General features: G+C 36.6%; 13 protein-coding genes and 1 tRNA gene. 11 read left to right on the top strand and 3 right to left on the bottom strand.

Going from position 1 to position 13,732, the window contains the following annotated elements; translation table 11 throughout:
• Positions 1 to 38: 38 nt before the first annotated feature.
• Positions 39 to 647 carry a hypothetical protein gene (locus tag AC0IWE_RS15110; RefSeq protein ID WP_471793712.1) on the bottom strand — a complete coding sequence of 203 codons (609 nt, stop codon included), beginning with the start codon at positions 645 to 647 and terminating at the stop codon, positions 39 to 41.
• Between the two features lie 312 nt (positions 648 to 959).
• The gene (locus AC0IWE_RS15105) at positions 960 to 1,601 is read right to left on the bottom strand and encodes a Crp/Fnr family transcriptional regulator (protein ID WP_471793711.1); all 642 of its coding nucleotides are present in this window, start codon (positions 1,599 to 1,601) and stop codon (positions 960 to 962) included.
• A 78-nt stretch (positions 1,602 to 1,679) separates the two neighbouring features.
• Between AC0IWE_RS15105 and AC0IWE_RS15100 the strand changes: the two genes are divergently transcribed.
• The 4 genes from AC0IWE_RS15100 (at position 1,680) to AC0IWE_RS15085 (ending at position 4,031) form a co-directional block, all read left to right on the top strand.
• Complete coding sequence (locus tag AC0IWE_RS15100) at positions 1,680 to 2,375, top strand: HAD family hydrolase (RefSeq protein ID WP_471793710.1); 696 nt, start codon at positions 1,680 to 1,682, stop codon at positions 2,373 to 2,375.
• Positions 2,372 to 3,016 (top strand): CatA-like O-acetyltransferase, encoded by a 645-nt coding sequence (locus tag AC0IWE_RS15095; protein WP_471793709.1) that lies wholly within the window; start codon positions 2,372 to 2,374, stop codon positions 3,014 to 3,016. The genes AC0IWE_RS15100 and AC0IWE_RS15095 overlap by 4 nt, the downstream gene beginning before the upstream one ends.
• Before the next feature lie 415 nt (positions 3,017 to 3,431).
• Positions 3,432 to 3,508: transfer RNA gene (locus tag AC0IWE_RS15090), tRNA-Ala, on the top strand.
• A gap of 157 nt (positions 3,509 to 3,665) precedes the next feature.
• The gene (locus tag AC0IWE_RS15085; protein WP_471793708.1) at positions 3,666 to 4,031 is read left to right on the top strand and encodes a hypothetical protein; all 366 of its coding nucleotides are present in this window, start codon (positions 3,666 to 3,668) and stop codon (positions 4,029 to 4,031) included.
• A 232-nt stretch (positions 4,032 to 4,263) separates the two neighbouring features.
• Here AC0IWE_RS15085 and AC0IWE_RS15080 read toward each other — a convergent pair whose 3' ends face one another.
• Complete coding sequence (locus tag AC0IWE_RS15080) at positions 4,264 to 5,223, bottom strand: M57 family metalloprotease (RefSeq protein ID WP_471793707.1); 960 nt, start codon at positions 5,221 to 5,223, stop codon at positions 4,264 to 4,266.
• 354 nt (positions 5,224 to 5,577) lie between these two features.
• Here AC0IWE_RS15080 and AC0IWE_RS15075 point away from each other — a divergent pair, with 354 nt between their 5' ends.
• From AC0IWE_RS15075 to AC0IWE_RS15045, 7 genes are all read left to right on the top strand, one after another.
• On the top strand, positions 5,578 to 5,760 hold the full coding sequence (locus AC0IWE_RS15075; RefSeq protein WP_471793706.1) for a hypothetical protein: 183 nt from the start codon (positions 5,578 to 5,580) through the stop codon (positions 5,758 to 5,760).
• Positions 5,761 to 6,248: 488 nt separating this feature from the next.
• A complete protein-coding gene (locus AC0IWE_RS15070; protein ID WP_471793705.1) occupies positions 6,249 to 7,238 on the top strand; it encodes an SH3 domain-containing protein in 990 nt (329 codons plus the stop codon).
• Positions 7,239 to 7,536: 298 nt separating this feature from the next.
• Positions 7,537 to 7,917, top strand: a complete 381-nt coding sequence (locus tag AC0IWE_RS15065) for a LytR/AlgR family response regulator transcription factor (RefSeq protein WP_057932813.1) — start codon at positions 7,537 to 7,539, stop codon at positions 7,915 to 7,917.
• A gap of 138 nt (positions 7,918 to 8,055) precedes the next feature.
• Positions 8,056 to 9,924, top strand: a complete 1,869-nt coding sequence (locus tag AC0IWE_RS15060) for a DUF5977 domain-containing protein (RefSeq protein ID WP_471793704.1) — start codon at positions 8,056 to 8,058, stop codon at positions 9,922 to 9,924.
• A 12-nt stretch (positions 9,925 to 9,936) separates the two neighbouring features.
• Positions 9,937 to 10,734 carry a hypothetical protein gene (locus AC0IWE_RS15055; RefSeq protein WP_471793703.1) on the top strand — a complete coding sequence of 266 codons (798 nt, stop codon included), beginning with the start codon at positions 9,937 to 9,939 and terminating at the stop codon, positions 10,732 to 10,734.
• A 30-nt stretch (positions 10,735 to 10,764) separates the two neighbouring features.
• Positions 10,765 to 12,897 (top strand): hypothetical protein, encoded by a 2,133-nt coding sequence (locus AC0IWE_RS15050; protein ID WP_471793702.1) that lies wholly within the window; start codon positions 10,765 to 10,767, stop codon positions 12,895 to 12,897.
• Positions 12,894 to 13,676 carry a hypothetical protein gene (locus AC0IWE_RS15045; protein WP_471793701.1) on the top strand — a complete coding sequence of 261 codons (783 nt, stop codon included), beginning with the start codon at positions 12,894 to 12,896 and terminating at the stop codon, positions 13,674 to 13,676. Before AC0IWE_RS15050 ends, AC0IWE_RS15045 begins: the two co-directional genes overlap by 4 nt.
• Positions 13,677 to 13,732 lie beyond the last annotated feature (56 nt).

Genomic DNA, 13,732 nt, shown 5'->3' with positions numbered 1-13,732 from the left:
GGTGAAACCGGAAATTAATATTGGCTTAAAATATTAACCTAGATGGCAACTGCTACTGCATTTTTATTAATGTGGTTTGGCAATTCTTCCAGGGTGTACAAGTTCACAAGTGATTCTGTTAAGGCATTTTTTGAATCGTACCAAATGTTCTCTTGTGTAAAATGACAAACACCATTTGTAAGTTCGGTAATTATTGCACCGATTAGGGTTGCAAAGTGATTTTCGAAAACATCACCTGAATGGTATTTAAGCGAAAATACTTTGTTGTAGTTTTGAAGTTTTGCTTCAACCTCAGCACTTAGCTTAACCGGTTTTGCAACTTTTCTTTTTTTCTTTTTAAATAATCCCAAAATCTTTTGAACCAGACTCTGCTTAATGATTTTTTCTTTAAAAAGCTTTTTCTTGTATTCTTTTAAGTCGAAAGATTTAAGCGATACAGCGAAATTTAACTTAAGGCTGTTTTCGTTAAATATTTCCAGGCTTGGTTTATCCCACTTAAAAACGATCGGTAAATTTCCGTTAGGGTTTCTAAATGAAAAGGACGAATTGATGTCTAACACATTTTCGTGTTCGTTCAAACGTTTTAAAATTGTTGGAATGAGGTCGTCGGTTAAAGAGTTTGTGTAAATGTTAATGTAAGCGCTCATTTTAATTAGATTAGCTATAATCAGTAAATTGCGTTAAACGGTTTGTTTACGCGTTATATAAATGATAGTTAAGGATATCATCATAAGTCGGAGTAATCTATTCTGAATAGATCGGTTCCTCAATACTGATTAACTGGGAAATTTTAAGCTGTATTGGCGGTTTTGTTTCATTTGTATATGTGGTTGTTGGTGTAGTCGCAATTGCGCAAAGCCGCGCATTTTTTTATTAACCTAAACGGGTTTAAACAGCAAAACGTTACAGTTAAATTAAAAATATATTCCTTGCAATAATTATACCATAAAATGAGGCAATTATTTAAGTTTTTCCACCAGCTTTTTCATGTTGGGCAACAGCAGTATATTTTCAAATTCAGGCGTATCAAAACCTCCTTTATCCACTACTTGCTTTAAGCTTCTGTTAAAGCTTCTTACTGATATGCCGAGGTAGGCAGCCATGTCTTCTTTGGAGATGGAGATATGTTCGTCGGCCTGCAGTTTAAGTAATTTTAATAGTGCATATTCCAATGTATATAGTTGTTGAAAAGATGCCCTTGTACTGGTTTGTATAATTCTGGTGGATAATTCCTGAAGCAGGATTGTAGTAAATTCACTACTCCTGTTTATGAGGGATAGGAATAGAAAATCAGGGATAACATAGGCGGTAACATCACTGATTGCAGCCACGGTGCATAAACAATCTATCTTTTTAATAGCTTCGAGTTCGCCGGCCACTTCCCCTTTACCTAAAAATTCGATAATAAAATCTTTACCATTTTCTTCAGAAATAAAACATTTGCTTATCCCTTCCTTGATGATGTAAATGTTGCTTATTTTTTCTCCCTGCTCTATAAATCTATATCCTGCCTTAAAGCTTTTTAGTGTTATTTTTTCTTCTTTATTTTCCAAACAGAATCGTTCAATAAAAGATAAGAAAGTAAGGTTGGTCCGTAGCATATTGATATAGTCGAGACAAATGTCCTTTTTTAACACGATCTCTTGGGTTACTTTTGCGGCACTAAAGTAAGCATAACAATGAAAAATCAAATTACTGTAATTGCTTTTGATGCTGATGATACCCTTTGGGTAAACGAACCCTATTTCCGCGAAACGGAAGAGCAATTTGCGGGTCTTTTAGAAGACTTTATGCCACGGCACAGCATTCTGGCCGAACTTTATAAAACTGAGATTGCCAATTTACCCCTATATGGTTACGGTATTAAAGGTTTTGTGTTGAGTATGATGGAAACCGTTTTAAACATAACATTGGGGAAAATTGACCCCATAATTATGGGAAAAGCAATAGAATTGGGGAAAGAAATGCTCAATAAACCCGTTGTTTTACTCGAAGGTGTAGAAGATGTACTCAAAACCTTGCATGGGCAATACCGATTGGTGGTGGCTACCAAGGGCGATTTACTGGATCAGCAACGTAAGCTTACCAAATCAGGTCTTGATCATTATTTTCACCATATCGAGATTATGAGCGATAAACAGGAAAGTGATTACCGAAAATTACTTAAACATCTTGATTGTAAGCCAGAAGAATTTTTAATGCTGGGCAATTCATTAAAATCGGATGTGTTGCCAGTATTGAATATTGGTGGCCACGCGGTACACATTCCTTTTCATACCACCTGGATACACGAAAGCATTGAACATACCATCGAACACGAGAATTTTTATCAGATGGAAAGCCTGTCTGAGGTTTTACCAAAATTAATTGAATGAAAGAAAAAATAGATATAGAAACCTGGATCAGAAAAGATCATTTTAAATTTTTTAGCGCTTTTGAAGAACCTTTCTTCGGCGTTACAGTAGATGTAGATTGTACGGCTACCTACCATGAAGCAAAAGAAACTCAACGTTCATTCTTCCTGCTTTATTTGCATAAATCGCTTATTGCAGCAAATCAGGTAGAACCTTTTAGCTACCGCATAATCGACGGCGAAGTTTGGAAACACAACATCATTAATGCCGCTGCCACCATTAACAGACCAAACGGCACATTCGGCTTCGGATATATAGATTTTCACGAGGATTTCGAAGATTTTAGAAGAGGAGCAGCGCAAGAAATCGAAAAAGTACAATCAACCACAGGCTTAATTCCTTCTTCATCAGGAGAAAATGTAATCCATTATTCGGCTTTGCCCTGGTTAAACTTCACTTCCCTATCACACGCCCGGAGTTTTTCCTATCAGGATAGTTGTCCGAAAATTTCTTTTGGAAAGGTTAGGGATGAAAATGGGAAAAGAATCATGCCGGTATCTATACATGTAAACCATGCTTTAATGGATGGTTACCATGTTGGCCAATTTGTAACGTTATATCAGGATCTGTTAAACAAGAAAGAAATTAAACAGCTCGTATAGTTTTAGATCTTTAAGGAATTAAACCTAAAAAATATTTAATGTTCGGTTAATATTAGGAATTTATTTTCGGCGATGTTTATCACTGCCGTTATCATTCCTTTTTACATCCTGGCCATCGTATCCATGTTTTATATGGATTCTGTATTTAAGGCCTTTATGTTTTTTGTATTGTTATTAATTGCCACATTTGTTCTTTTCCTGTTTATTAATTACCCGATGCAGTCGGCTATTGCAATCATTTGTTTTATGGCCATGTTTGCTTTTAAATTTAAGGATTAAGAAATTACCTGGATAAAAAGATCAATTATCATTTGCATTCGAGAAAGTATTTGCTATTTTTGCTCCACAAGCCGGAAGCTTGTTTCAATACTTAAATTGTGTCAATAGATATTTAGTATTTGAATTTCCATAACCTGGGGGATTAGCTCATTTGGCTAGAGCGCTTCGCTGGCAGTGAAGAGGTGATCGGTTCGAATCCGATATTCTCCACCACATTAAAGGCTACCTGTAAGGTGGCCTTTTTGGTTTTAGACCACACAAGGTCTTAATGCTCAAGCCAATAAAAAGTCAATTTCATTAGATAATGGCAAAGAGCATAATTATGATACTTCAAAATGGCCGTAGTCGCAATAATTAATCGTTACTCAATATGGAATTTGATGAATTGTATTGGCATGACTCAGTAATAAAAAGAGTTGAAATAGATAGAACAAACCCAGGAAGGCACGATACTATTATCTTTGAGATTGATTGGTATAACAGCGGCATTGGAAGACTTTTTTTCGAAGATGTTTACTGGGCACGGTTCGATATGAATTTTGGTATAGTAGCAGATGAATCTATTGATGATGCATTTAAGTCTTCAGATGAAGATACTGATTTTATTAAGTTTAATGAAAAGTGGCATGGACTAATTAATGAGAATTTATCCTGCTATACAATTAAGACTTTATCCACGGGAGGTGAATTCAAAATCATTGCTAAGAAATTTAGAGTAGAAATGTATCCGCTTTAATAGGGGTTACCAAGTGGTTCGAGGCAAATAGTAACTATATAGGTTAACCATAAATCTGTATAGAATAAAAGTCTGTAGCCTTATCAAACTTTTTAATTGTGCCAATCAGACAATATACTTTTAATTAATATCTACCTGAAAACAATTAAAGGAGGCTGTGAGAAAAATGTTCCACAGCCTCCTTTAATTTAGATAGGATTTTTATCCGCTGTTATTAAGTTAAAAGAAACGGTTATTGCCTTCCTAAAAGATAATAAATGGCAGTTTTATCGTTTGTAGTAAACGCTCCGGGAGCATTACATGCACGCATCCATGAACTTGAATCAGTTTTTGGTGTTCCAGGGATTAAGCTGGCGGTCAATGTTAAATCCGGAATTCTATTGCCATTTGCATCCAATAAATATTCGGTTTCTTCTTCATTGGTGAGATAATCTACTGTTGGTTCTCCTTGTGATCCTATACCGCATGATCTTCTATTGATATAATCTGTATGCCTAAATCCAACACAATGTCCAACTTCATGAGCAATAACAGCAGCAATCTGAGTGGGGGTGAAAGCGGAAGTATAATACTGATTATTAAGCGCAAAACCAGGGCTAGGCGTGCCATCTGCGGTTGGGAATCCACTCGCTTGGCCTAAGGTGATGCCTCCATTAGCATCTCTGCCACCAAGATCTTTCATACTAACTGTAATGTCTGCTGTAGCAGTTGGGTTTGTCTCCAGTACAAAAGTGGTTTTCAGTTTTAGATCATTGTATCTTTTAATTGCTATTAAAGTGGCATCCGTTACAAGTTGTTGCAAATTGCCTCCGTTAACTTTAATTTTTATTTGACCGTTGTTAATATATTTGGCAGCTAATGTATAGCCAGATTTATACTGTTCAGTACTAGGTCCGTTAGTTACTGCCAGCCCTTTTCTCAACTCCTTTTGGCGTATAAGATCTTCTTTAGACATCATGATATCCCCTTCAACAAGAAAAGAATTTCCTATTTTCTCCGCATCGTTAGTCGAAAATCCGGCCTTCATAATAAGAATTTCTTCTGCTTTCGTTAGTTTTGATTCAGTTGGCACTTTTGTGTCTGATAACTTATCCTCTCCATTCTTTTTACATGATGATAATCCCATCACAATTAATAGGGAGAATGAACATACGATAACACCCAGGTGTTTTGCTTCTTTTTGATTTTTCATTTAGGTTTAAATAAGTAGTTTAAAATTAGTTCGTTGTTTGCAAATCGCGATTGCAAACAATTACCCGGGTATTCAAATAAAATAAATGGGATAATCTAATTAACGTAGGTGAGGGATTAATCAAATTTAGTTACATAATATTCAACTCAAAGTTCTTTCTCTAAATTTTACACAAGTCTTAATTTGAAGTATTAAATAGTCTATTAAGTAATGATTATTTTATATTTTTTTACACGAAAACGTTATTGTAAATGTATTATTTAAATTATTTCATGTATTATTAAGTAGAACCTATGCTATTCCTTACTATTCTCACTACCTTTTTATCAAAATGTAATATAAATTGATTGGGAAATGAAAATCATTACGATTTTTTGCAGAAAGCATGGTAAAAAGGTGGGTACTCAGTTTGAAATGAAGTTTGGTACACACCTCAAGCAAATCGCATCATCAGGCACAGAAGAGGCTTTGACAATAGCTCTAAAAGTTATCTTGCCTTCAAATAGCAATAAACTCATTTGCATATTCAACAACTAAACATTCTAGTAGTTCCAACATTTATCAACTAAAAAATTTGGCGATACGTTCATCTCCAATTAACCTTAAATTTTAGCAATTTGAGCTATCTAACCATTATTAGACGAAATCTAAGCTCCGGAATAAGATTTTGTGTTGTGATTCTATATACTTTAAGGTACGTATTCTACGGGAAATTGGCGCTAGTTGATCTATTGGAGCTTATATTTAAATACATCTTTTGATATTAAACGGCCAAAATGCATAGAATTTAGCTGGGGATAGTTAATAAATATGCAAACTGGTGATTAAGTTTGATAATGTAAATATTATTGGTTTTTTATTTACCATTTAGATTAGTTGAGATGGAATTATAGAGATTATACGGTCGTTGAAAAATAATATTATCTTTTGTGAAAAAAAGCTGTAAATTTCTTAGCGCATTCATTGCTGTTTAAACCGTCGTCTAAACAGTAGTAAGTCTACTCAAAAGAACAAAAATCACGACTATGACATCTAAATTAGGCTTTACAAAACTTGACATCTCAGAATTTGAAAAATGGCTCTTAAACTTAAGAGTTGCAAGGACAATTATTTACATTCAGGAACACCATACATGGAATCCAAGCTATATCTCTTTTAAAAGAGATAACCATTTTGAGCTACAGCTTGCCATGAAAAATTACCATGTGAATAATAACGGCTGGATGGATATCGGACAACATTTTACTACCTTCCCTGATGGCAGTATTTTAACAGGGAGGAATTTAGAACAAGCTTCCGCATGTATTTTTGGCTTTAACGCTAATGCGATCTGTATAGAAAATTTGGGAAATTTCGATCTAGGTAAGGATACAATGACAACTGAACATAAAGAAACCATCGTAAGGATCACTGCCGCTTTGTGTAAAAAATTTAGTATTCCCGTTAATAGTGATAAAATTGTTTACCACCATTGGTTCAACCTTTCTACAGGAGAACGCAACAACGGAACCAAGAACAACAAAACCTGTCCAGGTACGAACTTCTTTTGGGGGAATAAGGTGGCCGATTGCGAAAAGTACTTTCTGCCTCTGGTAGCTAATGTTTTAAAAACAACGGCTATGCCCCCTAAAATTCCCGTACTAAAATATGTATACGTTGCTTCGGATACTTTAAATATCAGAACAGAAGCCAATTCCCAAAGTAACATAGTAAAAGACAGGGAAGCGGCTATACTGGGTGCTATCCTTAGGGTTTACGAAATCAAAAATGGATGGTATAAAATTTCTTCTTCTGCCAGTAATTGGGTAAATGGTTCATACACAAAAGATGTAACACGTTACACCGTAAATGCCAATACCTTAAATGTACGCAGTGGCCCCGGAATCGACTATCCCAAAGTTGCTTCCATCTACAAAAACCAGGAAGTATTTGTCATCGACGAAAAAAATAGTTGGTTTAAAATTTCTTCGGATAATAAATGGGTTAAAAAAGAGTTTCTAACTATAGTAATGTAGTTTAAAATTTCAGAAGTTAGACTGATTAATTGTGTCAAATATGATACGTTTTATGACCATTTTGTATGGTTAATTGCGTTTTTGTTATTGTCCAATACTATTGTTTTGGTCTTTTTGAGTTGGTTTCTACTGATTTACAAATGCTTTAACCTTAAAGGTTTTTAAAATAATTTAGTCGTCAACATTTAAACAGTAATGTTTATCATGGCTTAATCCAATCATGACGTTGCCTGTGCTCAGTTTTTTAACCTTTACACAAATGACACATACAATGAAAACCTATAATTGATTAAAGACTATGCTCTCTACACAGAACTCAGCTCAAAAGCTTATTATCTCCAACAGTGACTATATTCATGTTGTACAGTTTGATGAAATTGTTTTTTGCCAGTCTGATGGTTGTTACACGCATATCAACCTTCATAACGGGCAGAAACATACGCTGGCCAAATCGTTATCTAAAATTTGCACGCAGCTTTCTTCCAATCAGTTTATCCGGATCAGCCAAACTTATCTCATTAACAAAACTTTTGTAAATAAGATCGACCGGAAAAAGAAGAATCTTTATCTTCTTGATCGGATCACAGTCCCTTTTACCATTTCCCTTAAAAATTTAATGGAACTCATCAGCGATTCCATTCATCCGAAAATTAATTTAACAGATGCGGATAATGGCTAGAAATATATCAATACTTAACGGTTAGCGTAGAATACTTAAACGTTGCTTCTGGCATTTCGGTTTGGGTACAATTCGATCTATTTTTAACTATTACTTTAAGCGAAAAAGCTTAAACACGTAAAGTTAATCCAGAAACCGATGCCTGATCATTTTTGCCTTTATGGTCCACCATTTACATTGAGTGGTGAACTATATTTTAGCGATACCGTTGTTAATTTTACTGTTGCTTTTAGTAATCCTGCTGATGAACAAAGTATTTTAGCCTACGAATGGTATTTAGACGATGTACTCGTAATCGATGAGCGTGGAGCCAGTTTTGGAGGTAAGGTTTATTGTGGTGGCCATAAAATAGGGGTAAGGGTATTAAGCAACGAGGGCTGGTCGGGCATTAAAAGCCATTCTTTTTATACCTGCAAAGCACCTCTTGCAATCATTATTCAGGGGCCTGATTTTATCAACGAAGGCGAATCAGGTACTTACCTCGTTTTACAGCAATTTTCAGATAACACTGTAGAAGATTTAACAAGTAAATATACTTTTACAGTTAACGGAGGAGCTAGTTTCAGTGGCAATGTATTAACAACTATTAAAAATGATAGCAGTTTCAGCGATGAAACCCTTACCATTACTGCTACTCCGGTTACAGGTAATCCGGTCACTAAACAGGTAACCGTTAAAAATACTACTCAGTTTAATTCTGCTGTTCTGGTAGTAGATCTATTCAATGATACCAGCCTGAATGTAATTGGTTTGATTGATAATCCCGAAGTAACCGTTAACCACCAGCCTGTTTATACCGGGAATAACTTTTTACCAGTATCGGTAATTGCTGAAAACGCCTATATGCTGGCATCAGACCTGATACCGGGATCAGCCAACAACTGGCGCTTTGAGTTTAACTTAGCTAAGCTGATAACACAATATCCTAATACAACCGATTTTGTATTTTACATTAAAGGCCGTGGTGCGGCAGATCAAAGCTTAAGCGGAGCTTTCAGCTTAAAAACCAGAGAAGCTAAAATGATTATGTCTGGTGGTACTGGTAGTTATGTGCCGAGTGTAGTTGGCGGAGGTACGGTAGGGTATAATTCATTTAGTTCTTATAGTGTTCCAGGTGCGAATGGCAGTTATGAGGAAACAGATTTATTTACCATCATCCGTTTCAATTACAATGTACCAACCGATATGCTAACCTATACCATTCCGCCACGCATTTATCTTTCTAACCCGATTATTGAACAGACCCAAAGAAATAATTGCGGAGCTGGTTTCGTAGGTTCTTATGTATTGTATATTCTTCCTTATGGTGCATTCACTTCAACGGTAAGCCAGGCTGATGCTGATGCACAGGCAAGAGTTTTTTATAACAATAACAAACAGCAATATGCCAATGATCATGGAAGCTTATGCGAAGTAGAACCAAACTATCACTTTAAATCGAGCACCAGTGGTTCTTATCCTGTTACCATGACAACCGGTTATACCTCTGGGAATTGTGCACAACAGGTTGCATTTTATGCTACCATGAATAATCAGTCGGTGGTAATAGATAATACGAAGGGTACCACTAATTTAATGCCATGGGGTGCCAATACCCGAATGTTCAAGGTGCCTACTGCAGGAGTGTACCGGGTAAAGGCCCGTTTGGTAGGCAATATAACCTGTAATCCGGTAGGTGGCGATGCCGATCATGAACAAACCATCAGCTTCTTGTTTACGCGTACTGGAGGTGCTGAAACTAATTTAATTGCACCAGGGCAAAATAGTGCAGGTGGTTACAGTGCAGCGGAATATTGTTTGCCCGGACAGTATGTTATCTCGAAAGGCATGACCCTGCCTATTGATATAAATTTTAGCATGGATTTTAATATGCTTGCAAACGAAGAGGCTAATTTTAGAACAAGGATTAATCTACGTACTTATTTCAACCAGCAACAGGGTGCAAAAGAAACCAATACCACCAATTTTAATTTCTCTTTGCTAGAATTAGAAATCGAAAAACTTTAGCGATAGCTCACAATGAAAAAAACAATAAAATATAAAGCCGTTACTATATTAATAGGTTGCTTATTGGTTTGGCAAGGCTTAATGGCCCAAAAAGTAGCCGTTAAAGATGGAACCATACAGGTTGATGGAAAGGAGTTAGCCAAAATTGTAAAAAATAAGGTTAAGGAAAATTTTGGTCTGACCAGCACTTATGAGATATATGCACTTAATGGTGAAAAACTGATTATTGCCGCTATTGCCACCGATTTTGCCGAAAATAGTAATAACAATGGTTCTTATTATTACCGCTTATCGTTTCTAACCAACCAGCAACAGGCTATTTTTAGATTGAGTAAACTGGGAACCGAAAAATCTCTTGCCACCCTGATCGGCCAGTCCGGGATCATTGTGAACAACCAAATCGATCCAAAAATGTTTACTGAATTTTTAGCTAAAAAAAGCGTTAACCCGCCAATTGCCATGGAGTATAAATTGGTAGAAAGAAACCATCTTGGTACACCATACATCAAGGGCAAGCAGATTTATCAGGGTCTAACGCTTATCGGAGAGTTTAAAGATATTAGTACGCGGCCAGAATACGATACCTACGAATTTAGTACCGCTATGGGGCTTGTGGTGGCCCGGGTAAACTTTACAGGTGGCATTAACGCACAAAACTTTGTAGTAACCACCTATAAAGATAAGGTAACCACACGGATAGACATCCCTACGCAGGGCAAATATTCAATATCACAGCAGCCAGGTGTAGACCGTAACGAAATGGCGCTTATACGCATTGCCGATTGGCTGGCCAAAAACTGGTATTTATAATAAACTCATTTAGCTAAGATATTTTTAAGCATGACTCCATTTATTCCGACATCGCACTTTTTTACCGATCCTGCTTCGGTCAGCCAAACGGCGGCGCAAGCCTTTGGGCCTGTCTCCGAAAACGAATTTAACCTTACAGCTAAGTTTACCAGTACGGGAGGGAAGGCATTCGCCATTTGTAAGGGGGTAATATTGGTGCAGCCACAAACTGCTGGAGGCGAGGTGCTCAATTTAATTTTACGTCCTTACGAGCAGCCCATTAATGGTTTAAATATCCGTTATTTCATTTACCGTGGCTTAAAAAAGAGCGATTTCTTTTCGGGTGATAACGTATTGGCGGTCGGTGATAACGTATCGGATTTTATAAAAAAAATCAATAAGAGTTTTGCTGATTTTTATCACAATGAAAATGTGCCCGCTTTTCTGGCAAAATACATTGGTTTCGATCCTACACACCAGGCGGCAAATTTGCCACTCGATCAGTTTTTCTTTAAAGATTCTGAATATGTAGATAATGCCGGGCAGTTTGTAGAAAAGGATGATACTGCTTTCGAGCTGCCTTTAATAGCCAAAGGAGCATCATTAGGTAGTTTTATTACAGGCGAATGCGGCATAGATGTGGTACTCAATTATGGCGATTACCAGTTGCCTGGCCCAAATGCCGAATTTAATTTTAATCTCAATTATGCCCGGGGAGCGGAAGCCATTATTAATTTAAACACTATAACCGACGAGTTTCAAAAGAAACGGATAAAAGAACAGATCTTCCAGTTTTTAGATATTGCCGCTTTTTATGGCTTCCATACCGCTGCGGGTGTGGTTAACATTAACGGCACTGCTACCAAGGGCGAAGCCATCTATACTGCTGCAGTAAGTAAGTTTAGTACCAAAAACAAACTTTACCTCTATATCCAAAGCGACCGTTGCCGTTCGTACAATTTTTATGGCAACTATTTAATTAACAGTACCGATAGTAAAAGCTTAAAACTGGGTACGGTAGAAACAACTTTAACTGAACAGGCTTACCAAACCAATGGCTGGCCATTACTCATAGATGAGGCTGCACACACGTCTGCTACCGCAAACAACTCCTTGTTTTTGCAATTGGTTACCGATAATGGAGCCAATAGCATGCTGTACGGACAGGTAGCCAACATTGTGAACAGTACCAAAGAAAACTTTTTTAATGCAGAAGGCTTAAAAGCCTCTAACGCTACTGATGGTACACCGAGTTTATTTACCAAAACCATTGTACTGGCCAACCTTGCGGTGGCCGGAGATAATGGCAGCCTAAACATAGCCAGTTTTAATATCCTCATTTACCAGGGATCTACCTATCCATATATTTTAGGGCAGGAAACAGATGACAATGATGTTGTCACTAACGTATTGGGGCTACCCAATTTTTTTGATGATGTATTCGATCAGCTCAATGCTACGCCATTGTTAAAAGCAACAGAAAATAGCGATTATGCTGTGCTTTCTTCGCAAAAGGTAAAACTCATCAGCCATTATCACGATAAGGTACAAATAGGTATCTCTGCCGTACAAACCTTAAATATTAACGATGTAATTGAAACCGGAGATTCGCTTACGCCGTTGTTAAAACGGGTAACCTACATTACCGAAGCCGTTGACGTACTCAACTCGGCACTTTCGGTAAGCGGAACACTTACGCCCGATACCAAATCCAACCCTTCGGTTTCGGGTGCAGTGGGCAGCAATAAAACCTACCAATTGCCCGATGCCTTTTATTATAGTTTGCAGCCATTTACCGATAGTGCTGAAATTATTAAAGGGTTACAATTATTGGCTAAAGATGGCAGTACGCCCAATAAAATTATCCTGGGGCTTACCCAGGTAGAAAACGATTTGCTTAAAGCGCTAATCACCACAAACAGCTTAATTAATGCCAGGCTTTTCCTCATCGATCTTTTTGAAGAGGGAAACGAATTAATCTCTGCCGAAAATATTACTTATCAAAAATATAAAGCAGGTATAGTGGGGGAGACGGCAGTAGGAGAACTGAAGTTATACCTGCCAGCAACTGATGTAATGGTATATTCGATTGACCGGAAATATCATTATTCGAAAAGATACAGTAATTATATGCCAGATCTATTATTAGATTCTCAGTTTTCATTCATAAATGAGTTGATATGACAAAAGTTACAATATTAAGAACTGATGGGACGGCAGTGCGTTTAGATGATAAATTCACTGAATTGAAATTTGACACAGAAGGATTTCTAATTGGCTTTACTTATGACCAGTCTACTTATAAATATCTTCAGAATATTGATTTTAATATTAAGGATAAAAGTGTTACCAATAGGCAGGGATATTATGCAGAGATTGAATTTCAACTCTATATAGCATCAATGTATAATGCGGGGTATCAGTCACCACCAATTAATTTTAAGCCCGGATTACTAAAGAATTTTAATTTTTCTGAATATGAAGCAAAAGCAAATGATGAAATTACAGTTAAAATAACCGATTTTGGGACACCGTTTAATTACTATTATAAAGAAAATCAATATACATTTATTCTGGAGAATAAAACTGGTACGGATTTCTTAAAAAAATACAAACGTGCAGTCTTTGATGGAGCTACGCTGTTGGGATTTAAAATTGACATCCCTTCAAGTATTCCACCTCAGATTATTGATCAGAATTTGATGAACCAGCCAAGTGGTTATTTTTTTCAATGGAACTTTGGCAATAACGTAGATAACTGGCAGATCAGCAATACGGATAAATCGACTTATAAAAAAATTGTTACACTCGCAGCTCATAAGACTTACTTTATAATCGAGGATATATTACGTAAAATCATAACAGCAGATTCATTAGCCAGGATATATGGTAATGCAAATTCAGGAACCGCAACTGATCCAGATCCAAATGAGTCTCGATTCGTTAGAAATTTTAGTGTTTAATCTATTGTGGAGCTGGGGTGAATTTTATAGTCCATCAGACGATCCAAAGTATATCT

The organism is Pedobacter sp. AC402, assembly GCF_979252805.1.
Note: the sequence above shows the minus strand (reverse complement) of the source record. Positions and strands in the feature narration are given on the sequence as shown.